Consider the following 24,404-nt stretch of genomic DNA (forward strand, 5'->3'; position numbering starts at 1 on the left):
CGGCGACATGGGTGCGTCCCACCTCACCGAGGTAGCCGCCGGCAACCACGGCGGCCGAGATTCCCACCAGGTCCCCGGGCCCGACCCGCCCATCGCCCACTGCCCGTCGCCACGGCTGGTCGCGTGAGGTCACCCAGGCGACGTCCTGGTTCGCCGGAGTGCCCCCAGCCCCGGCCATCGCCTGCATCATCGCCCCGGCCAGGGCCGCCTCACCAACCCCGGGCTGCAGTGCGTCCACCGTTGCGGCCAGCGCCGACTCCGCGACGGCGATGGCGCTGCGCAGCGCGGTCAGCTCGTCGGGCGTCTTGATCGCCCGGGCCGCCCGCATAGCCGGTTCACCGTCGACGAGTTCAGCTTTGGGGAAGGCCAGCGGCAGCAGCTGGGCGAACAGCGGTGAGATCGCGTCGGTTCCGACCCGACGCGCGCTGAGAGCGCCCTCGATATGCGCCAGCGCGGCAATGATATTCGTTGGATTGCAGGAGATCTCGTAGAGATTGTCGTGCGGGATGTCGTCGGGGACACCGTCGTCCCAGCTGCTCAGCAGGTGGATGGCGCCCGTTGCGCGCACCAGCACGCAGTTGGGCGAGAACGGCCGGGTGCCGGCCATCCAGCGCTGCGGCGCGCCGGTGACATAGCGGACATTGGCCTGGCGGCCCAGTACCAGCACGTCGAGGTCATGGGCGGCCATCTGGGCCAGCGCACGCTCCCGCCGCCCGCAGCGCAGCCCGGCGACGTCGGCCAGAACGTCAGTGCTCATAGGGCGCAAACGGGTAGTCGGTCAGCGAGATGAAGCCGTCCTCGGTGATCACCACGACCTCTTCGCCGCGGTAACCACCGGTGCCGTCCTCCCACACGATCGGCTCCAGCACCAGCACCATGCCCGGCTCGAAGACGAAATTGCGGTCGAACTCTGCACCCAGGTCGGTGCCGATCTTGGGCATCTCGGTATCGGTCACGCCGATGCCGTGGCCGAGGCAACCGTGCGGCAGCCACGGCCGCACGCCGGCGTTGGCGGCGGTGGCCGCCCGGGCCAGCTCGGCGGCATTGCAGCCCGCGCGGATCACTTCCTGCATGGCCGAGATGATCTCCCGCCACCTCCGGAACTGGGCACGCTGGCGTGACGTCGGTTCGGATCCGGCGATCCAGGTGCGCCCGAGTTCTGAGCAGTACCCGCCACAGCTGATCGAGACCTGGCTCCACAGCACGTCTCCGGCGGTCAGCTCACGCCCGGTGGCCAGCAGTGGCAGCGCCAGCTCACCGTGGGTGGTCCACACCCCGGCGGACCTGCTGGCCGGCATCACTTGCCAGATCGGTTCGAACATGCTGGCGTCCGCGCCCAATTCGAACGCCCGCCGCAGGAAGTGCGCGGACAGGTCGAGTTGGCGGGCGCCGGGCGCCAGCATCGCCTGCGCGGCGGCCATCGCCTGCTCGGTGATCCGGCAGGCGGAGCGGATGTAGGACAGCTCATCGGCGGTCTTGATCAACTTGGCGTCGGAGACCACCTGTATCGCATCGATCGGCCGTCGGCCGGGAAAGAGGTGCTGCTGAGCGCGACGCATGGCACCGGTGCACTCGTCGACGCCGATTGCGGAGCCAGCCGGAATGAGTTCGGCGATCTCCTTGGCGAACTGCGCTACCCCTTCATCGAATTCGAGGTACACCGGCCCGTGCAGGTGATCGGCCGGCAGCTCCGGGTTCTCCGAACCGCCTCGGTGGAACGGCAGGAACAGATGCGGGTGGGGGTCATCGGCGAGGACCACCGCTACCGGTCGGTCCACGTGGGACAGTCCGGCGTCGCCGAGCCGCCGGCTGGTTCCGGTCGCGTAGGTGACGGCGTCGTTGCCCAGCAGCACCAGGGCGTCGATTCCGCGTTCGGTCATCGCCGCACGCAACCGGGCGCCGGTCTCTCGGCGTAACCGGGCGCGGTCCGGGACATCTGCGATCTCAACGCTGCCGGCCGCGGCCGGCAGCGTTGCCGCAGCCGGCCCCATCAGACCCCCAGAAACTTCTTGATGTTGGTGCTCACCACTTTTGCAGCATCCTCGGGCCCCAACGCGTTGACCACGCTGGTCAGTGACTTCTCCGAGTAGCCGAAGGTGCTCTCGTTGTGCGGGTAGTCCGACGACCACATCACCTTGTCCACCCCGATCTCGTCGATGAGCCGCAGGCCCAGCGGATCGACCATGAACGACGCGCTCATGTTGGTGTTCCAGTAGTGCCGGATCGGATGCTCCAACTGGTGGTTGAACATGTGCTGATAAGAGGCGAGCAGATGTTCGGCGTCCTGCAACGCCGAGGGCACCCAGGCGATTCCCCCTTCGAACCAGCCGACCCGCAGGCCGGGGTTCTGGTCGAGGATCCCGCCGAAGATGTACTTGGAGAACATCTCCCGGAACGAGTCGACATTGATCATCATGCCGACGACGACACTGTTGACCTCACACGGGGTTTTCGGCGGGGTCTCGCCGATGTGGTGGGTCACCGGCAACCCGGCCGCCTCGATCTCATCCCACACCGGGCGCATCGTCGCGCTGGAGTAGTCGATGACATTGCCGTCGTCGTCCTTGCCTGGGTTCAGCGGCAACAGAAACGTCTTGAGGCCCAGCGATTTCAGCTCTTCCAGGTTGCGCCGGGTGCCGACCGGATCCCACCAGTTGATCAGGCCGACCCCGTAGAAGCGGCCGCCGGAGCGCTCCTGCAGCTCGGCCATGTGCTCGTTGTAGATGCGGAAGACACGCTCCCGCAGTTCCTTGTCGGGGAAGTGAAACAGCGCCAGCACCGCATTGGGGAACGCCAGCTCCTTGTCGACACCGTCGCTGGCCAGCTCCTGGATCCGGGCCTCGATATTGCTGCTGGCGGCGCCGGCCAGGTCGTCGTACTGCATCAGCACCGCCGAGAAGTCGCCCGGCAGGAAAGTCTGACCCTTGCGCCCGACCATGTAGGCGCCGTCCTCATACCAGATCCGGGGCGCCTTGTCGCGCAGGTCCTCGGGAAAGCGCTGATAGAAGATGTCGTCGGCTATCGAGATGTGGTTGTCGGCGGAGAACACCTCGGTCCCGGCCGGCAGGCCGACATCGCGTCCGGCCTGCCCGCGGCGGTCCTTGGGCGCCCCGTAGCCACCGGGGGGATAGAACGTGGCGTCTCGAGTAGTTGTGCTGGACATGTCAATCCACTCCAATCGGGCGGTTACCAGGTGACGGGGAGTTCGTAGACGCCGTAGGCGAGGCGGTCATTCTTGAACGGGATCTCATCGACGCTCACCGCGAGCCGCAGCGTCGGTATGCGGCGGAACAGCGTGCGGAAGGCGATCACCATCTCGGCGCGCGCCAGCTGCTGGCCCACGCACTGGTGCGGGCCGAACCCGAAGGCCATGTGCTGGCGGGCCGGCCGGGCCATGTCGAGCAGCTCGGGCTCGGGGAAGACGGCGGGGTCCCAGTTGGCCGGCGCCAGGTCGATGATGATGCCCTCTCCGGCGCGGATGGTCTCACCGCCGATCTCGATGTCCTCCAAGGCGACCCGGCGCTGGCCGGTGTGGATGATCGACAGGTAGCGCAGCAGCTCCTCGACCGCATTGGCGATCGCGGCGTCGTCGTCACCGCGGAACACCGCGGTGCGCTCGTCGATCTTGTCGGCCTCATGCAGCAGGGCCACGATGCCCAGGCCGATCATGTTGGCCGTGGTCTCATGGCCGGCGATCAGCATTCCGGTACCGAGCTGGGTGGCCTCGCGTATCGATAGCTCCCCGTCTTTCACGCGCTTGCCCAGGGCGGAGACCATGTCGTCGGCCGGCTCGGCCATCCTGGTCTCCAGCAGCCGGACCAGGTACTTCGACAGTTCGGTGGCGCCCTCAGCGAGGTCGTCGGAGGTGGCGTTGCGGTCCACCCCCATGGTGGCGTGCTGCTGGAAGAATTCGTGGTCCTCGTAGGGAACACCGAGCAGTTCGCTGATCACCAGGGAGGGAATCGGCAGCGCGAATCCCTCGATCAGGTCGGCCGGTTGCGGGCCGGCCAGGATGGCGTCCAGGTGTTCGTCGGTGATCCGTTGCGCCACCGGGGTCAGCGCGTCGACGCGTTTCATGGTCAGGGCCGGGGACAGGATCCGCCGGTAGCGGATGTGTTCGGCGCCATCGGTGGTGAACACCGACTTGGGCCGGTGGTCGACGCTGGCGCGCATCATCTCGTTCCAATGCGGAAAGCCCGGCTGGTGGTCGTCGACGCTGACCCGGGGATCGGAGAACAGCGTGCGCACCGCCTCGTAGCCGGTGATCAGCCACGGCGTGCTGCCGTCCCAGATCCGCACCCGGCTCAGCGGGGCCTGCGCAGCCAGCGCCATAGTCTCCGGCGGCGGGGCGAACGGGCACCGGCCGTCCCGACTCATCGGGTACTCCGGCGTTTCGGTGGCCGCCATGGTGGTTGCGTCGGTCACGCTCTACTCCTCAACGATCTTGATTGCTCGGGACGGACACACTGCGACCGCCTGACGAACGGCGTCGGCCAATTCGTCGGGCGGGTTCTCATCGAGCAGGACGACGACGCCGTCCTCATCACGCTGGTCGAACACCCGGGGTGCCAGTGCGGCGCACTGCCCCGAGGACGCGCAGATGTTCTGGTCGGCGGTGACTTTCATGGCGAACCTCCCTGCACTCCGGTGACCGGCGCCAACCACAACCCCACGATCGCGTCGATGAGGCCGGACCCGGCCTCCGCCCAGCTGATGGACGCCGACGAACCCGACGCCAGCGCACGTTCATGGTCGGCGCAGGTGTGCATCAACAGGTTTCGGGCCATCACGTTGCGGCCCTGGCGGACCGGCACCGGAAGGTCCGGCAGGCAACGGTTGATGCCGTCGATGACCTGCACCAGCGACGGCGAACTGAGCGCGTCCTTCACGACGATGTCGTGGTAGGCCGGATCGGCCATCACCTGTGCGGCGAACCGCGCGTACCAGGTCGGGTTACCCAGCGCGGCAAGGTGGTCGGTGAGCGGCCGAACCAGGCAGGACACCCAGTCGCGCAGTTCGGTGGAATCGGCGGCAGCGGCGACCAGCTGTTCGCGCAACCGCTCGACGGGGGCCCGGTGCCGGCGTTCGATCTCGCGCACCAGGTCGGTCTTGGTGCCGAAGTGGTAGCCGACGGCGGCGTTGTTGCCCTGTCCGGCGGCCTCGCTGACCTGCCGGTTGGAGACGGCGAACACCCCGTGGTCGGCGAACAGCCGTTCCGCGGCGGTCAGGATCGCTTCCCGGGTGGAGTTCGCCCGCTCAGCCCGCACTGCCCTATCAGCGGTGGTCACGGCCGCCAGTCAACCCCGATCCGCCAATTAAGTCAAGTGATTGATTTAACGGGATTGATCGCTGCGGCGGCGAATGGCCTTGCCGGCGACGGTCCCGCCGTCGACCGGTAGCACCACCCCGGTGACATACCGGGATCGTTCGCCGGCGAGGTACAGCGCGGCCTCGGCAACATCGCTGGCGCTGCCCTCGCGCTTGAGCGGCCGGTCGGCGCGCATCGTCTCGCGGATCGCCGCTTCATAGCGCACGATGGCCTCCTCATCCAGATTCGCCGCGGCCGACGACGCCACAAACGGTGTCGGAATGTTGCCGGGGGCGATGGCATTGACCCGGATCTCATAGTGGGCCAACTCGATTGCCGCGGATTTGGTGAACTGGATGACCGCGGCCTTGGAGGCGCGATACGTCATCACCCCACCACCGGCTTGAATGCCGCCGATCGAGGTCAGGTTGATGATCGCCCCGCCGCCGGATTTGGACATCTGCCGCGCGGCGTCGCGGGTGCCGGCCATCACGCCGAGCACGTTGACCGCCATGATGCGGTGAAAGTCGGCCAGGTCGTCATCGAGGAAGCGGTTGTGCATGGTGCCCGATACGCCGGCGTTGTTGACCATGACGTCCAGCCCGCCGAACTTCGCAACGGTGGCCTCGACCAACGCGCCGACTTGGGCCGGGTCGGCGACATCGGCGACCCGGAACGTCGCATCAGCGCCGAGTTCGCGGGCCAGCGCCTCGCCGTGCTCGGGATCCAAATCGGCGATGACCACCCGGGCGCCCTCGGTGAGAAACCGTTCGGCGATGCCACGGCCGAGACCCGATGCTCCCCCGGTGATGATCGCCGTCTTGCCCGCCAGCTCGTTGACCATCTACAGCCCTTCGTCTCGGAGAACACCGCAGCGGTTCGACTCAACCCGCTTCGCCCCGATCAGTCAAGCGACTGCTTTAATTGGCGAATGCTGCTGCGGGTTGCGAAGGTCTGCGGCTCGTAGTTCTCGACCCGTCGGCGATTCGCCCAACCCAGCGCGGTGAATCTGCCGTTCACGTTATCGGCGGCTCCAGTCGCGATGTCGGCCTGCCCACGATTGAAGTTGTGGTCGTCTTCGGCGGCCGCAGTTGCTGGTGCGGCGGCTACAAGTTGTGCCCGCTCGGTGTGAAAAGCACGTTAACGGTTTCTGTGCCGCTGGGGTCAATGTCGGCCTGGCGGTACAGGGTTCCGACCGTTGTTCGCGCGTGGTCCATTCATCGCTGTACATCTGCCACTGCTCAACCGGTGCGCAGCGTTCGAAGACTCCGGAGTCAGACCACAGCTCGGTTGATGGCGGTGGCTCCCTTACTAGAGGCTGTCCGCTCAGCGGCGAAGGACAGCCATTAGCGGGTCGCACCAGGGTGTAGTCCCTGCGTGCGTGCATCGCGGTCACGTAGGTGTCGATGTCGGCTAGCGGGGCCTTGAAAGCCAGTGTGATGTGGTTGTCGGTCTCCATCGGCGCGTTGGTCTGGTGTGCGGTGGCTTCCAACGGGATCAGAGATGCTGGAAGGTGTGCCCATTAGCGGCACCGTTGATCTTCTGCACGGCGTCGTCGATGGGAATGTCTTGAGTGGACACTTTCGCGACGTTGTTGAACCCGCAGGCGGTCGGCACATGAGCAATGAGAAGCGCGACTGTGAGGGTGATCAGCCGTGTGGGTGGCATTAGCGCACCGCGCTTTCAGCGTTGACCGGCGGGTAATTGGTGGGGACAAGAAGGGTTTGAGTGTCGACTTGGGCGTAGCTGGCTGCGATCACCGCGGCACCGAGCGGCGCGGCGATGGCCAACACTCGCATCAGCGCGCCCCGACGGGCTGAAATGCGCACGCCCCGCGAGGACGATCGGGTCAGGGGCGGGGCTCCAAAGTTTCACTTTTCAGTGGCGTGGGTGGGCCCGGCGTTCCATCGACTGCGCGCGTTGCAGCGGTCGGCGCTGGCCGAGGTAATAGGCGGTCAGGTACACCAGAGCGAAGCCGCCAGCCGTGATGACCGACGCTACACCGAACTGTACGAACTGTCTGCGCGCTACCGGACAACGCCCGCTCGCGTCCCCGTATCCGGTGCCGGCAGCCAGCAATGCAAGCAGCGCGGCCACCGTTATCGCGACCCAAACCTCCCCTTTCCCGACCGCGAAGCCATATACGTTCCCGGCGGCGATTGCCGCTATCACCACGAGCATCCACCACATTGTTGCCGGCGTGAGGAGCCCGCTGTACGAATCCGGCGTCGGATCGGTTTCCGGCTCCGTGGAAACGTTCTCAGCGTGAGGCACGACTTCAGCGTCGGGGCGCTGCGCGCCGACCGTCAGTGAGTAAATCTTTCCGCCGATCTTGATATAGGGAGTGGCCACATAGGCCATCACCACCATCGCCGCCAAGGGCAGAATGCCCAGCGTGGCAGCGCCATCCCACGTCGGATACGTCGACATGGCGCCAGCCACTCCTGCTGCGCATGCACAGCTCCAGTAGAGACGCCGCTGCATACTTCTGCTGATGTTGAGGAACGAGAGCATGAATCCGGCAACGAAACACAGGGCCACTACCCAGAAAAGCAAATCGCTCATCATTGACCACCTAGGCCCAACGTCACGAGCTTCTCCCCACCAATACCGCCTGCGACCGCCCCTAGAAGTCCGACAATCAAAGTCCCCTCCGGCCCCACCAACGAGCCCCACGCCGCACCGGCCGCGAATCCTCCAGCGATTCCACCGAGGCTGCGTCCACCAAGTCTGGCAATTTCCTCGCCTTTCGGAGCCCCGTGCTCGATGTTGTCGAAAGTCAATAGAGCGTCGAGTCCGATGCCGGCGTAACCAAGCCGTCGACCGAACATCTCGAGGGCTTGAGCGTCCGCTTTCGACCACACCTGAGCGCTCCCCCAATGCCTGCCGTTCGGCAGAGCCGCACCATGGGACTGCGCGCCGCCGCCCAACGCGCCGCCCCAGCCGGCTGCCCCGGCTCCCGCCTCCCGGATCACCTGCCCGGGTGTCTTTCCGCTTTGCACTTCGTCGAGCGCACGCTGGATCCCGGGCGGAGATACGCCCGCCGCTTCCAGTTGACCGGCGAAACCGCGAAGAACCGTTTCCCGGCCCTGGACCTCAAGCCTGTCGACCATCTGGGTAGCTTGATCCGGCGTTAGTGGTGGGCGGTCTGAAAAGGCTTGCCCGGATTCCAAAAAATCTTGAAGCTGACGTCTGGCTTGGGCTCGGCTACGTGCGTCGCCTCCGAGAACAGGATCGATTGGCAAGTCACCGACGATTTGAGAGTTTCGCAAGTCGTCAAGACGTTCCTGCGCTAACTGCCGCGCCGTCGGGTCCGCGTCGGGATCATTGACGATCGCCAGATCGCGTTGCTCCGCTGGATCAGCAGGATCGGCACCGGCACGCGGCTGCCCGCCATTCCCGCCGTCGGCGCCCTCATCGCCGAAGCTGAACTCGTGCAACCCCGCGCTGGCTGTGGTGAGGTTGCGGGAGATGGCGTCCTCCTCGCCGACGAGCTTGTCGACCTTAGACATGAGGAAGCTCCGGTGGTCCTCAGCTGCCTGTTCGCGTTGTTGGAGTTCCGCGGCGGAGCTGTACCAGGTGATCCTGTCGGTCACCGACCAGTCTTCACCGACGGTGAAGTTGTCGTTCTCGATGTCGTCCACGGTGTCGAGCACCGAACTCTTGTTGCCGCCCTGAGCGTCAGCGCCACGCTCGGCGATCCCCGCGAGGGTGTCGGTGACATCGACGGGCGTGCGGATCTTCACCAGGTCGAGGTAGGCGCGGTCCTGGAATGCTTCGGCACCCGAACCGGTCCAGTCGGTCCCGCCGGGCCGCAGGGAGGATTGGTGCACCTCGGTGAACGCGGACTCCCAGGTGCGCCCGAGGTTTCGCCAGGCGGCGGCGTTGGTCCGCAGGTGGTCCCAGGTGGCAGCGCGGACCTCGGACAAAGTGGGTAGACCAGACATCGAGGGCTACCGGCCTATCCCGAACCCGCCGGCTGCGCCGCCATCGATGCCCGACCCGCGCGGGGCGAGCGGAGTGAAGCCGGGCGGCAGGTCGCCGGCACTGCCGTCGCCGACCGATCCGGCGGGCAGGTGCGAGCCCACCGCGGTGAGTCGCTGCGCGGCGTGGCCTTCCTGGTTCTCGTAGATGCTCGCCGCTTTGGTGAGCTCGGCCCCGTTCGCGGCCATCCGGGATTTGCAGGCGGTGGCGATGGTGTTCATCCCCGCATTTACCGCACTCGTCGCTGCGCCGGTGGACTGCCAGCCGGAGATGGTCACGGTGGACAGAGCCGGTGCGACCGTCGCCGCGAGGGCTTCACAACGCTGCGCCGCGGTGCGCAGACCTTCGGGTGTGACCTTGAGGGTGGGCGAGGTCATGGAGGAACTGTATTTGAAGGAGGCGACGCGGGCCACGTGACCGTCGTCCACGCGCGTGCGGTGCAGGTCGCGGGTCAGGCTTAATCGCATCGGACTCAGAGCTGTACGGTCCGGTCCGATAGAAGTACTCGCCGACGCAGCGTTCGACCGGTTCGCCGCGAAGTCCCCGGGTGTCGTGTGCCGCGGTGTGAAGATCTCTCCGCCGCGGCGAAGGCACCGACGGCCAATACCGTCCTTGACCCATGAGTTGCGGATGTCGTGATGGTGGCCGTCCCGCGTCGACATCTGCTGTGACAGTGCTCGGTTTCGAGGTCGCCTACCCGGATGGATCAAGGGCCTGTGCGCGACCAGGCCGTGTTCCGCCCGTTCTTGCGCATGGCGGTCGTCAGAATCTTCGCTCCGCCTGCGCTTTGAGCGCCTCCGGTATCACGGCACCTTCGGCTTGATCTCCTCGATCACCCACTGGGCATAGTCGAGGTATTCGTCGACGCCGCGCACGGCCGGCAGCGGCACAGCACTGACCGTCACACCCTGTTCGCCCAGCCAGCTCAACCGGTCGATGATCTGCTGTCCGCTCATGCCCGAGCGGGCGTTCGGGTCGTCACGGCGGACATGGCCTTCGCCGACTCGGGTGGTTGCCATCCCGTGCACCACCTCGAAGGCGCGCCCGTCATACTCCGGCTGGGATTTGATGAAGTCCACCCGTTCGCCGATCTTCTCCGGCGGGGTCAGGAAGCTCCACCATCCCGAGGCGAACTTCGCCGCCCGGCGCAACGCCGCATCCGCGTCACCGCCGATCCAGACCGGAAGATGGGGCCGCTGCACCGGCTTCGGCTCGAACGCCACCTCGTCAAAGGACACGTAGCGGCCCGCGAACCGCGGCGCCTCGTTGGTCCACAGCTCGATGATCGCCGACAGATACTCGTCGGCGATCCGTCCGCGTTCGCCGAAAGGCACACCGAGCACGTCGAACTCGCGTTGGAGCCAGCCCACGCCGAAGGTGACCATCATGCGGCCGCCACTGAGCCAGTCTGCGGTGGCGAGCGCCTTGGCGAGCACGATCGGCTGGTGCAGCGGTAGCACGGTGACGCACGAGTTCAGCATGATCCGGTTGGTCGCACCGGCGAGATAGGCCTGAGCGGTCGTCGACTGGAAATAGTGCGGCCCGGACAGCTCCACGTGCTCGCTGGGGATCACGAAGTGCTCCGGGACGGCGATCATGTCGTAGCCCCACTCGTCGGCGCACTTGGCCATCCGGGTTTGGTCGGCCCCGGTGACGTCGGCCTCCCACGGTTGCATCATGGCTTTGAGCCGCAGCATGTGGGGCAGGTTGAATACCAGCTTCATATCGCCGCTGACTCTACAACAGTAGAGACATTGCGGACTAGACTCGCAGAACCATGCGACGCAAGCCCAACCCAGATCAGCGCCGGCGCGAACTCTGCGATACCGCCATCCGGCTACTCGCCGACGACGGGGTCAAGGGGGTCAGCCATCTCAAGGTCGACCGCAAAGCCGGTGTCCCCGATGGAACCACGTCGTTCTACTTCCGCACCCGGTCGGCGCTGCTGCAGGCGGTGGCGGTCCGGGTGTCCGAGCTGGACCTCAAGGACCTGAGCGCAGCGGCGAACGAACCGTCCGGGTTGGCGGCCCTGGTGATGCGTTCGGCCACCGGAACGAGACTGGTCCGGACCAAGGCCCGCCAGGAACTGGCGTTGCAGGCGATCCGAGACCCGTTGCTCGACGAGGCGCTCCGCAGCTATCGCGATCGGTTCCTGGCACTGATCACCGATGCGGTGCTGCGATTACATCCCGCCGGGCATACGCCGGATCGGAGCTTGGCCGACCGGCAGGCCTACGTGGTGATGATGTTCATCGGCGGCGTGCTGCAGGGGTTCGCGGCCGGGGAACGCAGGATTGGCAGCACCGCCGAGCTGGAAGCCTTGATTTCGGGCATCATCGTCGGGCTCGCCTCTTCCGCTGCTCTACGTTCATAGAGTAGCGTGGCGTGGGACATCGGAAGGATTCAGAAGATGACTGCGGTGCAAGATGATTCGGGTGTGCTGGCCGGCGAAGAACGGATGTTCATCGACGGTGAGCTGGTCACCACCGGCAACGGTGCCACCTTCGAAGTCGTACACCCCGCCACCGAGCAGGTGGCCGGAACGGCCGCCGACGGCACCGTCGAGGACATGGAACGCGCGGTCGGCGCGGCCCGGCGCGCGTTTGACGCAGGCGACTGGGCCCACGATGTGGATTTCCGGCACCACTGCCTGATGCAGCTGCACGCCGCGCTGGAGGCCGAGAAGGAGCGGCTGCGCCGGATCCTGATCACCGAGGTGGGCTGCCCGGTCACCGTCACCGGCAGCCAGATCGAGAGTCCGATCGCCGAGGTGAAGCACTGGGCCGATCACGGCCGGAGGTTCGAATACCTGGTGGACACCGGACTGCACGACACCCCGCTGGGCCCGGCGCGCCGCAAACTGCACTACGAGCCGATCGGAGTGGTCGGTGCCATCACCCCGTGGAATGTGCCGCTGTACCTCAACATCGCCGAGACCATCCCCGCGTTGATGGCCGGCAACACCGTGGTGCTCAAACCGGCGCAGCTCACGCCGTGGTCAGGCAGCGAGCTGGGCCGGATCGTGGCCGAACACACCGATATTCCGGCCGGGGTGTTCAACGTCGTCACCTCGAACGCCAACGAGGTCGGCGCGGCGTTGTCGGCGGACCCTCGGGTCGACATGATCACCTTCACCGGTTCCACCGCTACCGGCCGGGCCATCCTGGCGGCCGCGGCACCCACCGTGAAGAAGACGCTGCTGGAGCTCGGCGGCAAATCGGCGCACATCGTGCTCGACGATGCGGACTTCAATTCGGCGCTGCCGATGGCCGCGATGATGGCCTGCGTGATGTCGGGGCAGAGCTGCGTGCTGCCATCGCGGATCCTGTTGCCCCGCAGCCGCTACGACGAGGGACTGGCGGTGCTGAAGGCGTCGATGGAGAACTTCCCGATGGGTGACCCGTGGACCCCGGGCAATATGCAGGGTCCACAGATCAGCGAAACGCAACGGCGCAAGGTGCTGAGCCTGATCGCCTCCGGTCTCAACGCGGGCGCGCGGCTGGTCACCGGCGGCGGCGTCCCGGAGCACCTGCCCACCGGCTACTACGTGCAGCCGACCCTGCTGGCCGACGTCGACCCCGACAGCCAGGTCGCGCAGGAGGAGATCTTCGGTCCGGTACTGACCGTCACCCCCTACGACACCGACGACGAGGCGGTCGCGATAGCCAACAACTCGATCTACGGCCTGTCCGGTGAGGTCAGCAGCGCCGATCTGGACCGGGCGATGGCGGTGGCGATCCGGATGCGTACCGGCAACGTCAGCATCAACGGCAAGAGCCACTTCGGCATCGACAGCCCGTTCGGCGGCACCCGCCAAAGCGGCCTGGGATATCGCAACGGCCCCCAGGGATTCACCGAGTACCTGCACATCAAGACCATCGGAATGCCGGAATGACGCCGGCCGTCCCGGCCGACGACCGGCTGGAGATCTCCGCGCTGCTGTACCGCTACGCCCGCGCGGTCGATACCAAGGACTGGGCGCTGTACCGGTCGGTGTTCACCGACGACGCCGTCATCGATTACTCGTCGGCCGGGGCCATCTGCGGTAGCCGTGATGAGGTGGCCGATTGGTTGGCCGCCGGCTTCACCGCGATCCCGATGTCGATGCACTACATCACCAACATCGAGATCCTGAACCACACCGGCGATTCCGCGCGGGTACGGGCGATGTTCTACAACCCGATGCAGCTACCGGGAATGGCCGAGCTCAGCTACTGCGGCGGCTACTACCACCATGACCTCGTTCGCGCCGCCGACGGCTGGCGCAGCCAGGGCCTGCGCGAGGAGAACCTCTGGTTCACCAATCCGCCGTCAAGACAGGAAGTCCAGCAGTAGTCCGTTGACCTGCTCGGCCTGCTCGATCTGCGGGCAGTGCCCGGCGGCCTCGACGACGGCCGCCCGGCCGGCAGGGATCTGATCGGCGATCTGCGACGCCCAGCCGGATGGCAGCAGCTTGTCGCAGCCGCCCTCGACCACCAGCGTCGGCACCGAGATGCGTTCGTAGGCACGGTTGCTCGACGCCGGCGGCGGGGGCGCGGCGCCCGGCCGGCGGAACCTGGCCGCCGCGATGGCCTCCCAGGCCCCGGGCGCAGTGCTCGATTCATAGCGCCGCCGCACGTAGTCCTCGTCGGCCGGATAGGCCGGGTCGTGGAACAACGCCTCGACGATCCGGCGCATCGCTGGCATCGTCGCGTCATAGTCGTAGAGCGCGGCCATGTGTTCGTTCTGCTGGATCTCGCCGCCGCCGCAGATGGCGACCAGCCGGCGTACCGGCAGCAGCGGTGCGTCCGACGTGGTGTCGACGAGCAGCATGATCGCGCCCATCGAATTGCCCACGAAATCCGCCGTCTCGACACCCAGCTGGGCGCAGAACCGCGCGACGTGGCGGATCCGCATCCCGCGACCGTCGTTGAAGTCGATGACCTTGGCCGAGTCACCGAACCCGAGCAGGTCCGGCGCCAGCACCCGATGGCGGTCGGCCAGCGCGGGAATGGTGCGTTCCCAGCCGATCTCGGCCCCCGCACCGAACTCCCCGCCGTGCAGCAGCACCACCGCCGGGGCGGCCGGATCCCCGGCTTCGAGATAGGAAGTGCTCAGGCCGTCCACGACGACGGTCTTACGCTCGATCGGCAACGTCGGCTCCTCAGTCCGGGATCAGCGGGCCGACCGGCCGGGTCGTGGTGGCGTGCACCAGCAGTTCGGCCAGTTCGGCGGGTCGGCTCAGAAACGGCGAGTGCGAGGCGTCAATGGTCAGCGGCTCGACCCCGAGCCGCCGGCAGACCAGGTCGGCGAGCCAGCGCGGATAAGCGCGGTCCTGCTCACAGCGAATGAAGCTGCGCGGAATATCGGCCGCCCAGAAGTTCGGCACCGACACCGGGGCGACCGTGGTATCGCCGAACCGTTCCGGGCCCAGCCGTTCGAACGCCCATCGCAGCGTGGCGTCGTCGCAGTCGTGGTAGAAGTATTGCCGCGCGCCATCGATGTCGGCGAACGTCATCGCCCCGTCGTCGGCGAAGTGCAGGTAAGACAGCATGTCACCGGCCGCGGTATCGAAGAACTCGGCTCCGTCGCTGCCCATCGTCATCGCATCGGTGTAGCTGCGTCCCTCCCGAGGCAGCGCCGCAGCGAGAAAGATAATGTGGCGCACCAGATCCGGTGCGCTGTCGGCGCCCAGCGTCGCATCGAAGCCGCCGCCGGAGTGGCCGACCAGGACGTCGCCGGGTTGTAGTACCTCTGCGACGGCCTCGCGCCGGTTGGCCAGCGTCGATTCCTCGCCGAGCCGGGCGCCGTGTCCGGGCAGGTCGATGGCGATCGCGCTGTGACCGGTGCGCTCCAGCTCCGCCATGGTGCGCTCCCAGCACCAGGCGGCGTGAAATCCGCCGTGGACGAAGACGAATCGCATGGGGTTTCCTCCGCCGGTCTATTTGATCGCGATCGGGTTCACCGGTGATCCGACGCCACCGGTCACCCGCAGCGGTGGAGCCACCAGTTGGAACTCATAGACGCCGTCCGCGGCGCAGTCGGCGGCCAGCGCGCCGAGATCCCAGTACTCCCCGAGCATCATCCCCATGTCACGCAAGCACAGCATGTGCATCGGCAAGAACGTGCCCTCGACCCCGGAGACCGGGTTCTCCACCATCAGGTTGTCGGCGGCCACCGCGGCGATGTCATGCTCGTGCAGCCAGGTGGCGCACCGCCAGTCCAGTCCTGCGCCCGGCTCGGCGCCGTCACCGGTCTCGGAAAACCTTTGCCACCAACCCGTTCGGACCAGCACGATGTCTCCGGGCTCGATCGTGACCTGCTGGACTCGTGCTACGTCGTCGAGTTCGTCCGGTGTGATCGGGGTGCCGAGCGGCAGGAATGTCTCCGCACCGCGGTGGGCGACCACGTCGAGCAGCACCCCGCGGGAGGTGATGCCCTTGCCGTCGACCTTGTCGATGCCGCAGTGGTAGGCGCCCAGGCTGGTCACCGAGCCTGCCGGGAAACCGTTGTAGAGCTGGTCGTCGTAGTAGACGTGGGACAGCGCATCCCACTGGGTGGCGGCCTGCAGTGGCATGACGACCATGTCGTCGTTGAATCGGAAGGGATTGTCGGTGAAGAACTCACTCACCTGCTGTGCCACGATGTTGCGGTGCCATTCCGGGCCGTATTGCGCCAGCGTGCTCACGTCGCCCCCATCCACGGTCATCACGTGAATCGGGTTGTGCCGGAATTGGAAAGCACCCTGCGGACCCGAGGATCCGAAGTCGACACCGAGCGGGAAGACCTTGCCGTGCCGCACCAGGGCCGCAGCCGCAGCGACTTTGTCCGGTGTGATGAGGTTCAGCGTGCCCAGTTCGTCGTCGTCACCCCAGCGCCCCCAGTTGCGCACCGCCTTGCCGACCCGGCGGAACTCGGTCAGGCCGGCCATGCACACGATCCGTGCGGAAGCGTTGCGGCGGTACGACTGCCGATGTTGCCACCGTCGACCCAGAGCACCTGACCGGTGATGTAACCGGCGGCCGGGCTGTTGAGGAACACCAGCGGTGCGGCCTGTTCGGCCGGGCTGGCCACCCGTCCGAGCGGTTTGGAAATGTCATCGAGGTAGCGCTGCCCGTAGCTGCTGCGCAGCTGATCCAGGATCGGGGTCTCGGTGACACCGGGGGCGGTGCAGTTGATTCGGATACCGCGACCACCCAGCCGTCCCGCGTTGATCATGCCGTAGAGGATGACCGCCTCCTTCGACAGCCGGTAGCCGCCGTCGGCTAGCGCCTCGGGATTCGCCCGGCACCACTGCAATCCGGCGGACATGTCGCCGGTGTGCAGCAGGCCGGCAGTGGTCTGGGCGTTCTCCAGGTAGGCCGCGGCGGCCAACGAGGAGACATTGGCGATCGCCGAGCCGGCCGACATCGCCGGCAGCAACGCCTCGGTGAAGTGGCGCATACCCAGGAAGTTGATCATGACGACCCGCTCCGGATCGCCGATGCCCGACGACACCCCGGCGACGTTGAACAGCGCGTCGACCCGACCGGCCGTTCGGATCGCCGCCGCCGCCTGATCGATCGACGCCGGATCACTCAGATCCAATCGGTGGAATTCGCTGACCGCCGCGGCGGGCTCGGCCAGGTCCAGACCGATCACGTCAGCTCCGAGCTCACCGAGCTGGGCGACCAGCTCCGCGCCGATACCCGACGCGCAGCCGGTGACCACGGTCCGTCGACCGTCGTAGCGCCAAAGCCCGGCCGGTGCGGTCATTTCTGCCCGCGGTCCCGCTCTTCTCGCCCTGCTCGCTCTTGCTTGGCCAACTGCGCAGCCTGCACCCGGCCCTCGTTCATCTCGGCCATCGCCTCGGGGATCTCGGTCGCGGTGAACTTACCACCGCGGCCGGTCGGCAGCCCGCCGAACGAGTAGGACTCGTCGAACTTCGGCGCGGTCGACTCTGTGCGGCGAGCCTCCAGCTTCTCCAGCACCGGCGCGAGCCGCTTGGCCTTGTCGGCGACCGCCTTCTCGTCGCGTTCGATGAACTCGGGCAGCACTTCTTTGCCCATCAGCTCGATGGCCTCCATCGTCGCCTCGTGGCTACGTGGGTTGAGCAGCAGGATGAGCTCGTCGACACCGCTCTCCTCGTAGCCGCGCAGGAACTCCCGCGTGGTCGCCGGGCTGCCGATCGCGCCGCGGCCCGGCCCGTAAGCCAGCGTCGGGTCCTTCTCGACCTCTTCGAGATAGCGCTCCCACACCCGGGTGCGGCCCGGGGTGTGCTCGCCGGTCATGTAGTAGTGCATGATCCCGAACGAGAAGAACCCGCCCCCCACGCCGAGCCGCTGCAACGCCTGTTCGTCGGTGGGGGCCACCATCATCGACAGGTCACCGCCGATGGCCAGGATGTTGGGGTTGACTTGTGGGGTGATCGGGACGCCGTTCTCCTCGAGCTCCTTGTAGTAGCCGTTGACACGTTCGGCCAGCGGTCCCGGGCCGGTGTAGGCGAAACTCAGTGCGCCGATGCATTTCTGGGCGGCCATCTGCACCGAGGCGGGCCGTGTGCAGGCCACCCAGACCGGCGGGTGCGGCTTCTGCATCGGCTTGGGGATGACGTTGCGGGCCGGCATCTGCACATGCTGGCCCTCGAAGCCGGTGAACGGCTCCTCGGTCATGCAGCGGATCGAGACCTCCAGCGCCTCTTCCCACTGGGCGCGTTTGTCGGCCGGATCGATGCCGAATCCGCCGAGTTCGGCGATCGACGATCCCTCACCGGTGCCGAACTCGACCCGGCCGCCCGACAGCAGATCCAAGGTGGCGATCCGCTCGGCCACCCGGGCGGGGTGGTTCACCACCGGGGGCAGGTGCATGATCCCGAACCCGAGCCTGATGTTCTCGGTGCGCTGGCTGGCGGCGGCCAGGAACATCTCCGGCGCGGTCGCGTGGCAGTACTCCTCCAGGAAGTGATGCTCGGTGAGCCACACCGTCGAGAATCCGGCCTTGTCGGCGGCCTCCACCTCGTCGAGACCATCAGAGAAGAGGATGTGCTCGTCGTCGTCGGACCACGGCCGGGGCAGTGCGAATTCGTAGAACAGTGAGATCTTCACGGGTTACCTCCTTGGGGTTTGGTTGCAGTCCGGGCGCCGAGAGGCCGGCGAGTCGCGTGAATATGCCGGGCGGCGACGTAGCCGAAGGTCATCGCCGGTCCGATGGTGGCTCCGGCACCGGCGTAGCTGCGTCCCATCACCGGAGCCGAGCTGTTACCGACCGCATACAGGCCGTCGATCACCGAGTCGTCGGCGCGCAGCACCCGGGCGTGCTCGTCGGTACGCAAGCCGCCCGAGGTGCCCAGGTCGCCCAGGATGATCTGGAACGCGTAGTAGGGCGGCTTGCCGAGCGGATACAAATTGGGGTTGGGCAGGGTCGGGTCACCGTAGTAGTTGTCGTAGGCGCTGTCGCCGCGATTGAAGTCGTCGTCGTGGCCGGATCTCGCCAGCTCGTTGAACCGGTGCGCGGTGCGCTCCAGCCGGTCGGGCGGGACGCCGATCGCGGTGGCCAACTCGGCGAATGACTTGGCGGCCTTGACCACTCCCGAGTCCAGCCAGGCCTGCGGGATTTTGCGCCCGGTGGGCACCGGGGCACCCGGAATCTTGGGGATCGGCAGGTGCCCGGCGACGACGTAGCGGTGGAAGGACCGCTGGTCGGTGATCAGCCAGCACGGGATGTGGGTGACGCCGGATTGCTGACCGGCGATCATGGCGTGCGCGAAGTCCATGTAGGGTGCGGCCTCGTTGATGAAGCGTTCCCCGTCGCCGTTGACGATGAACTGCGACGGCATCATGCGTTCGTTGAGCATGAACTGCAGCCGGCCGTCCGGCCAGCAGATGGCCGGGAACCACCAGGCCTCATCCAGCAGTTCGGTGGCCGCCCCGACGCGTTCCCCGGCGCGAATGCCGTCACCGGTGGCCAGCGGGTTGCCGAAGCTCCAGTCGTGTTCGAGCACCGGCTGGTGCTCCTTGCGCCACGCCATGTCGTGGTCGAAGCCGCCGCTTGCCAGGATGACGCCGTGGCGCGCGGTGATGCGCTGCGGCTGACCGTCGCGCTCGACCACGGCTCCGGTGACCGCGCCGGAGCCGTCGGTGACCAGCTCGGTCATCGGGGTGTCGAGCCAGAGCGGGATGTCGCGTTCGAGCATCGCCAGCCGCAGCCGGGCCGCCAGTGACTGGCCGATCGCCGCCATGCGGTCCCCGAAGACCCGGGCGCGGAACATCCGCCACAGCAGCTTGAGCAGCACCGCCTTGCCGCGCCAGGACTGCCGCACTTGGTAGAACAGCCGCAGATCCTTGGGCCCGAACCAGATTCCCTTGGGCGCCAATGCCAACGGCGCCAGCAGATTCTGCTCCTGATCACCCAGCTTGCGCAGGTCGATCTCCGGCACGTTGATGGTGCTGCCCAGTGCCGATCCGCCCGGCAGCTCCGGATAGTAGTCGGCATAGCCGGGCTTCCAGACGAACTCGAGCCAGCCGCTGGTCTGTTCCAGGAATGCCATCATTTTCGGTGCGGCGTCCACGTATTGCCGCAGCCGCGCCTCGGTGACCAGACCGCCGGTGATCGCGCGCAGGTAGGCAACGACGCCGTCGGGGTCGGGGGCGTAACCCTCCCGGCGCTGCGCCGGTGCGCCGGGCACCCAGATGCCGCCGCCGGACAACGCGGTGGATCCACCGAAGTGCGGCGACTTCTCCACGACCAGGGTCTGCAGGCCGCACGCGTCGGCGGCCAGCGCGGCGGTCATTCCGCCACCGCCGGAGCCGATGACCAGCACGTCGACGATGTGGTCGTTCTCGGTCACGGGCTCACCTCCGCCGGTTGCGCGGTGCGAACGGCGAATCCGGCGATCAACTCTGGGGCCGGCCGATAGTAGTGATTGGCCGTGCGGTAGGGCCCCTGCGCCGCCAACGCACCGAAAGCCGCTGCCCAGGTGCGGATCTCGTGTGCGGATCCCCCACCCGCCTCGCTGATGTACGGATTCGACCAGTCGGCCAGGTCGTCGAGCCGGCCACTGTCGAGCACGGACAGGAACCGTTGATCGAACTCCGGGTTCAGCGGCGCGAGGTCGCTGGTTCCCGCGGCGAAGTCGCGGGCCGCCGCCATGACCGTGTCCTGGCGGGCCTTCCGCTGCTCGGCACTCATCGGGGTGCCGTGCAGGATCCGGTCGCGGGTGACCGGTGGCGCGGTCGCCAGGGTGGGAATCGGCGGATCGTGCGACAGTCCGCCCGATCCCAGGATCAGCACCCGAAGATCCAGGGTGCCCAGGTAGGCACCGACCGCGGCGCCCAGGGTGCGGGCGCGGTGTATCGGCCCCAGCGGGGCGGCGACGGCGTTGATGAAGATCGGGATCACCGGGCATGCGGATGCGTCGCCGAGCAGTCGCTCCAGCGGTTGCACCATTGCGTGGTCGACAGCCATGTGAGCCGAAACTGCGACATCCACACCGTGTTCCAGCACCGCGGCCGCGGTTTCACGGGCGAGGTCGGCGGCGACGTTCAACGGGCCGGCGTAGGTGCCGTAGTCGCCGACACCGTGCGCGGCGGTGCCGATGCAGAACGGCGGCATCAGCTGCAGGAAGAACCCGTTGTAGTGGTCCGGTGCGAACACCACCGTCAGCTGCGGGTCGAAGTCGGCGACGAACGCGGCCGCGTCGTCGACGGCGGCCTCGATGTCGGCCATCAACTCAGGGGGTGGTCCCGGCAGATTCAGCAGCGGGCTGTGGGACATGCAGCACAGGGCTAGTGCCATCGGCGGTATCACCCCCTACGGTCAGCGTCAGGACGTCGGCGAGCCGGGCGCTCATCTCGGCGGCGCGCTGAGCAATGCAGGCCGCGGCGATGCAGCGGTCCGGGCGCAGGAACAACACCGACTCGGTGTGGCGGTCGAACCAGGCTTTCAGCTCTCCGGTGCGGTCGCCGACGATGGTGACGGCCGGGTCGTCGACCTGGCCTGTCGGCGTCCAGTGCAGCTGCGTCAGCGGCCGGACGGCGATGAAGCTCGCTCCCAACGCATTCCACCGCGCGAAGGCGTCCTCCCCGAGCAGGGCACGCGGATTGTTGTTCCAGGCCAGCACCGCGAACCCGGCCCCGATGACCTCGTCGAGGAGCAGATCCGTTCCGGTGCGGGTGTCCACGCGGGGCTGAATGAACAGCGTTCCGGTCGGCGAGTCGGGACGATGCGGCTGGTCGTGGACGACGGCACCGTGGTCGTAGCGCGGCATCGGCTTGAATCGCATCTCCAGCACATAGCGCTTGAGCGTCGGTACCGCCGAGGCGGCCCGGATCACCCGGTCGCGCACCGCGGCGACCCGGCGGTTGGTCGGCGAGATCACCCGGCCCACCATCGTGGAGAGGTCGATCATGGCGCGGGCGTGCTTGCGCCGTTCGGTGTCGTAGCTGTCCAGCAGGCTCGACTGCGCCTGCCCTTGCACCACCGCGGCCAGTTTCCAGCCCAGGTTCATCGCGTCGCGGATGCCGCTGTTGTAGCCCTGCCCCTGCCAGACCGGCATCAGGTGTGCCGCATCGCCGGCCAACAGCAGCCGGCCGCGGCGGAATGCGCCGGCGATCCGGGAGTGGTGGGTGTAGACCCGGTGCCGGATCACGTCGACATCGTGCGGATGCGGTAGGAACGGTGCCAGCATCGCCGCGACGAACTCGGGGTCTTCGGCCTGCTCGTCGGTTTCGTCGGCGTGGATCATGAACTCGAAGCGCCGGATGCCGTGGGCGATCGAGATGGAGGCGTAGGGCCGCGCGGGGTCGGCGCCGACCTCGCTGTTGGGGTGGCCCAGCGGATCGTTGGCGAGGTCGATGACCAGCCATCGGGTCGAGGATGTGGTGCCGTCGAAGGACACCCCCATCAGGCGGCGGGTGGCGCTGCGCCCACCGTCGCAGCCAACGACGTAACGAGCCCGGACGGTTGCCGGGAACTGCTCGTCGGAACCGCCGAGACTCACCGTGACGGCCTCGTCGGTCTCGGTGCACGCGGTCATCGGCCGGCCCCAGGCCACCTCGACGTGGTCGAAGCGCTCCAAGCCGCGCAGCAGTTCGGCGTCGACCAGTGGTTGGACGAAGCCGTTGCGCTTGGGCCATCCGAAACACGCGTCGGCAGGGGCCATCTCGGCGAGCAGTCGCCGGTTACCGTCGAAGAATCGCAGGATCTGGTTGGGCACGGTGTGCGGCAGAATGGCATCCACCAGGCCGATCGCCTGGAACGTGCGCAGCGATTCGTCGTCGAGCCCGACCCCCCGGGGATAGTCGATGAGTGTGGCGCGGTCCTCGACCACCAGGGTCCGGACCCCTTGCAGGCCGAGGATGTTCGCCAGCGTCAAGCCCACGGGCCCGGCGCCGACGATCACCACGTCGACGTCGACGGCTGCACTCTTTTCAGCGGTCACGCTAACGCCCCAGCAGGAATTCCAGGTGCAGGCGGTTGAAGGTCGCGGGGTCTTCGTACTGCGGCCAGTGGCCGCAGCCCGGCATCAGCTCGAACCGGGCGCCCGGGATCATCGAGGCGATCCGCTTGCCCTCCTCGACGTCGGCCGTCGGGTCGTCACTGGTCCAGACCACCAGCGTCGGCGCGGTGATCTTGCCGTAGTCCCCCGGACCCAGCAGATTGCGGGCGCGGATCTCGGGATCCTGCAGCGCCATGATGTCGCGCATCGCGTCGATGAATCCGGGCAGCCGGTAGATCCGCTGCCGGCTGGCCACGATGTCGTCGTAGCCCTTGGACTTGTCGGCCATCAGCCACTTGATGCGGGCCTGCACCGTCTCCCAGTCCGGGTTCTCCACCGCCGCCATCGACAGGGTGATGATTCGCTTCATCACCTCGGGATCGGCCTGGGAACCACCCGCGGTGTTGAGCACCAGGCGCTGCACCCGGTCCGGGTGGTCGATGGCGGCGCGCGCCGCCACCCAGCCGCCGAGTGATTCACCGCTGATGCTGGCCTGCTGCGCACCGATCGCGTCCAGCACATCCATCAGGTGCGCCACGTAGTGGGCAATCTCCAACGGATGACCGGGTTTGCCGGTGTAGCCGTGACCGAGCATGTCCACCGACCAGGTCCAGAAGTGCTCCGCGTGCGCGGCCAGATTGCGGACATATGCCTCGGCGTGCCCGCCGGAGCCGTGCAGCAGCACCAGGACCGGCTTGGTCGGGTCGCCCGCCCGGAGGTAGCGGGTGCGCACCCCACTCGCATCGAGATACCCCTGCTCGAACGCAACGCCCTGAAGATCACTCCAGATGCTCTCGAACTCCGGCACCGGCCACCTCTCCCTGCGCTGTCACGGAAATGCAGTTCTCATTTTCCGGTATTTAAACGTGCTTTTATCGCACATGGATGTACGTTATATTGAAGAGCATCACTCTCAAATGAGTGGATGTCAAGGAGGCCGAGCTGATGACCAGGCTGAAGCCCGACGGTGCCGCCGACGCCGCTCCGGGGTCGCAGACCCTGGCCCGCGGACTGGCCGCGTTGCAGGCGGTAGCTACCGCACCCGACGGGCTGACCATCCAGCAGGTCGCCGACCAGATCGGCGTCCACCGGACCATCGCCTACCGGCTGCTGAACACCCTGACGAGTCACCGATTGGTGGCCAAGGGCGAAGACGGCCGGTTCCGCTCGGCAGCGGCGCTGGCCGTCCTCGGCGCCTCGTTCGACAACAATGTCCGCCAGCTGAGCCTGCCGACGCTGCGCGCGCTCGCCGACGAACTCGGCACCACCGTGTCGCTACTGGTGGCCGAGGGCGACCAGCAGGTGGCCGTCGCCGTGATCGTGCCCACCCAGGTCGGCTATCAGTTGGCGTTCCACGAGGGCAGTCGCCACCCGCTGAGCCTCGGCGCCGCCGGAATCGCGCTGTCGGCCGCCATGCCGCGGCGCCCGGACGAACGCGACATCGTCCAGCAGACCCGTGAGCGCGGCTGGGTGGTCACCCACGGCGAGATCGAACCCGGAACATTCGGTCTGGCGGTTCCGGTCCGTCGCCGGCCTCCCTCGCCGCCCACCTGCATCAACCTGATCTCCCACCGCGAGGACGTCGTGTTGCGCGGTCGGGATGCCGTGCTCGCGGCGGCCGACAAACTGTCTGAGATCCTCAGCTGAATCCGCTGCGCC

Annotated in this window: 25 protein-coding genes; 4 read left to right on the forward strand and 21 right to left on the reverse strand. The window is 67.2% G+C overall.

Features of this window, described 5'->3' with window-relative positions; all coding sequences use genetic code 11:
* The 12 genes from DQP56_RS05315 to DQP56_RS05365 all read right to left on the reverse strand — a co-directional run.
* The coding region (locus DQP56_RS05315) for a M24 family metallopeptidase (RefSeq protein ID WP_112683940.1) at positions 1–757 on the reverse strand (757 nt) is incomplete at its 3' end.
* A complete protein-coding gene (locus DQP56_RS05320; protein ID WP_013830361.1) occupies positions 747–1,991 on the reverse strand; it encodes a M24 family metallopeptidase in 1,245 nt (414 codons plus the stop codon). The genes DQP56_RS05315 and DQP56_RS05320, both read right to left, overlap by 11 nt.
* Entirely contained in the window at positions 1,991–3,163 is a 1,173-nt protein-coding gene (locus tag DQP56_RS05325; RefSeq protein ID WP_013830362.1) for an amidohydrolase family protein, read from the reverse strand. Before DQP56_RS05325 ends, DQP56_RS05320 begins: the two co-directional genes overlap by 1 nt.
* Before the next feature lie 23 nt (positions 3,164–3,186).
* Entirely contained in the window at positions 3,187–4,407 is a 1,221-nt protein-coding gene (locus tag DQP56_RS05330; RefSeq protein ID WP_112683985.1) for a cytochrome P450, read from the reverse strand.
* Between the two features lie 21 nt (positions 4,408–4,428).
* Positions 4,429–4,626, reverse strand: coding sequence for a ferredoxin (locus DQP56_RS05335; protein WP_013830364.1), 198 nt, complete (start codon positions 4,624–4,626; stop codon positions 4,429–4,431).
* Positions 4,623–5,288 (reverse strand): TetR/AcrR family transcriptional regulator, encoded by a 666-nt coding sequence (locus tag DQP56_RS05340; RefSeq protein ID WP_112683941.1) that lies wholly within the window; start codon positions 5,286–5,288, stop codon positions 4,623–4,625. Before DQP56_RS05340 ends, DQP56_RS05335 begins: the two co-directional genes overlap by 4 nt.
* A 45-nt stretch (positions 5,289–5,333) precedes the next feature.
* Positions 5,334–6,152 carry an SDR family NAD(P)-dependent oxidoreductase gene (locus DQP56_RS05345; RefSeq protein ID WP_112683942.1) on the reverse strand — a complete coding sequence of 273 codons (819 nt, stop codon included), beginning with the start codon at positions 6,150–6,152 and terminating at the stop codon, positions 5,334–5,336.
* Positions 6,153–6,975: 823 nt separating this feature from the next.
* Positions 6,976–7,107: a hypothetical protein gene (locus DQP56_RS25555; RefSeq protein ID WP_286167707.1), complete on the reverse strand. Its 132-nt coding sequence runs from the start codon at positions 7,105–7,107 to the stop codon at positions 6,976–6,978.
* A gap of 79 nt (positions 7,108–7,186) precedes the next feature.
* Complete coding sequence (locus tag DQP56_RS05350) at positions 7,187–7,873, reverse strand: hypothetical protein (protein ID WP_133258887.1); 687 nt, start codon at positions 7,871–7,873, stop codon at positions 7,187–7,189.
* Positions 7,873–9,237 carry a hypothetical protein gene (locus DQP56_RS05355; protein WP_112683944.1) on the reverse strand — a complete coding sequence of 455 codons (1,365 nt, stop codon included), beginning with the start codon at positions 9,235–9,237 and terminating at the stop codon, positions 7,873–7,875. The genes DQP56_RS05350 and DQP56_RS05355 overlap by 1 nt, the downstream gene beginning before the upstream one ends.
* A gap of 24 nt (positions 9,238–9,261) precedes the next feature.
* Entirely contained in the window at positions 9,262–9,669 is a 408-nt protein-coding gene (locus DQP56_RS24625) for a type VII secretion target (RefSeq protein WP_165824906.1), read from the reverse strand.
* Positions 9,670–10,095: 426 nt separating this feature from the next.
* Positions 10,096–11,016: a TIGR03619 family F420-dependent LLM class oxidoreductase gene (locus tag DQP56_RS05365; protein WP_112683946.1), complete on the reverse strand. Its 921-nt coding sequence runs from the start codon at positions 11,014–11,016 to the stop codon at positions 10,096–10,098.
* Positions 11,017–11,069: 53 nt separating this feature from the next.
* Between DQP56_RS05365 and DQP56_RS05370 the strand changes: the two genes are divergently transcribed.
* From DQP56_RS05370 to DQP56_RS05380, 3 genes are read left to right on the forward strand one after another with little or no spacing between them, the layout of a single operon-like run.
* The gene (locus tag DQP56_RS05370) at positions 11,070–11,666 is read left to right on the forward strand and encodes a TetR/AcrR family transcriptional regulator (RefSeq protein WP_112683947.1); all 597 of its coding nucleotides are present in this window, start codon (positions 11,070–11,072) and stop codon (positions 11,664–11,666) included.
* Positions 11,667–11,702: 36 nt separating this feature from the next.
* Positions 11,703–13,187 carry an aldehyde dehydrogenase family protein gene (locus DQP56_RS05375; RefSeq protein WP_112683986.1) on the forward strand — a complete coding sequence of 495 codons (1,485 nt, stop codon included), beginning with the start codon at positions 11,703–11,705 and terminating at the stop codon, positions 13,185–13,187.
* On the forward strand, positions 13,184–13,627 hold the full coding sequence (locus DQP56_RS05380; protein WP_112683948.1) for a nuclear transport factor 2 family protein: 444 nt from the start codon (positions 13,184–13,186) through the stop codon (positions 13,625–13,627). The genes DQP56_RS05375 and DQP56_RS05380 overlap by 4 nt, the downstream gene beginning before the upstream one ends.
* On the opposite strand, the gene DQP56_RS05385 is transcribed toward DQP56_RS05380, so the two are convergent.
* The 9 genes from DQP56_RS05385 to DQP56_RS05425 are packed head-to-tail and all read right to left on the reverse strand — an operon-like array spanning position 13,604 to position 23,553.
* Positions 13,604–14,425, reverse strand: a complete 822-nt coding sequence (locus DQP56_RS05385; RefSeq protein WP_112683949.1) for an alpha/beta fold hydrolase — start codon at positions 14,423–14,425, stop codon at positions 13,604–13,606. The genes DQP56_RS05380 and DQP56_RS05385 overlap by 24 nt on opposite strands.
* 10 nt (positions 14,426–14,435) lie before the next feature.
* Positions 14,436–15,194, reverse strand: a complete 759-nt coding sequence (locus DQP56_RS05390) for an alpha/beta fold hydrolase (RefSeq protein ID WP_112683950.1) — start codon at positions 15,192–15,194, stop codon at positions 14,436–14,438.
* A gap of 18 nt (positions 15,195–15,212) precedes the next feature.
* On the reverse strand, positions 15,213–16,202 hold the full coding sequence (locus tag DQP56_RS05395; protein ID WP_112683951.1) for a cyclase family protein: 990 nt from the start codon (positions 16,200–16,202) through the stop codon (positions 15,213–15,215).
* Positions 16,190–17,026 (reverse strand): coniferyl-alcohol dehydrogenase, encoded by an 837-nt coding sequence (locus tag DQP56_RS05400; RefSeq protein WP_112683952.1) that lies wholly within the window; start codon positions 17,024–17,026, stop codon positions 16,190–16,192. The genes DQP56_RS05395 and DQP56_RS05400 overlap by 13 nt, the downstream gene beginning before the upstream one ends.
* Entirely contained in the window at positions 17,023–18,354 is a 1,332-nt protein-coding gene (locus tag DQP56_RS05405) for an LLM class flavin-dependent oxidoreductase (protein WP_112683953.1), read from the reverse strand. The genes DQP56_RS05400 and DQP56_RS05405 overlap by 4 nt, the downstream gene beginning before the upstream one ends.
* Positions 18,351–20,096 carry an FAD-binding protein gene (locus tag DQP56_RS05410; protein WP_112683954.1) on the reverse strand — a complete coding sequence of 582 codons (1,746 nt, stop codon included), beginning with the start codon at positions 20,094–20,096 and terminating at the stop codon, positions 18,351–18,353. The genes DQP56_RS05405 and DQP56_RS05410 overlap by 4 nt, the downstream gene beginning before the upstream one ends.
* Positions 20,093–21,022 carry a 3-carboxyethylcatechol 2,3-dioxygenase gene (locus DQP56_RS05415; RefSeq protein ID WP_435673820.1) on the reverse strand — a complete coding sequence of 310 codons (930 nt, stop codon included), beginning with the start codon at positions 21,020–21,022 and terminating at the stop codon, positions 20,093–20,095. The genes DQP56_RS05410 and DQP56_RS05415 overlap by 4 nt, the downstream gene beginning before the upstream one ends.
* Positions 20,979–22,688, reverse strand: coding sequence for a bifunctional 3-(3-hydroxy-phenyl)propionate/3-hydroxycinnamic acid hydroxylase (locus DQP56_RS05420; RefSeq protein WP_112683956.1), 1,710 nt, complete (start codon positions 22,686–22,688; stop codon positions 20,979–20,981). Before DQP56_RS05420 ends, DQP56_RS05415 begins: the two co-directional genes overlap by 44 nt.
* 1 nt (position 22,689) lies before the next feature.
* Positions 22,690–23,553 (reverse strand): alpha/beta fold hydrolase, encoded by an 864-nt coding sequence (locus DQP56_RS05425; RefSeq protein ID WP_112683957.1) that lies wholly within the window; start codon positions 23,551–23,553, stop codon positions 22,690–22,692.
* A gap of 137 nt (positions 23,554–23,690) precedes the next feature.
* Between DQP56_RS05425 and DQP56_RS05430 the strand changes: the two genes are divergently transcribed.
* Positions 23,691–24,392, forward strand: coding sequence for an IclR family transcriptional regulator (locus DQP56_RS05430; RefSeq protein ID WP_112683987.1), 702 nt, complete (start codon positions 23,691–23,693; stop codon positions 24,390–24,392).
* Positions 24,393–24,404: the final 12 nt, after the last annotated feature.

Origin of the sequence: Mycolicibacter senuensis (assembly GCF_003284925.1) — a bacterium.
Taxonomy (GTDB): Bacteria; Actinomycetota; Actinomycetes; order Mycobacteriales; family Mycobacteriaceae; genus Mycobacterium; species Mycobacterium algericum_A.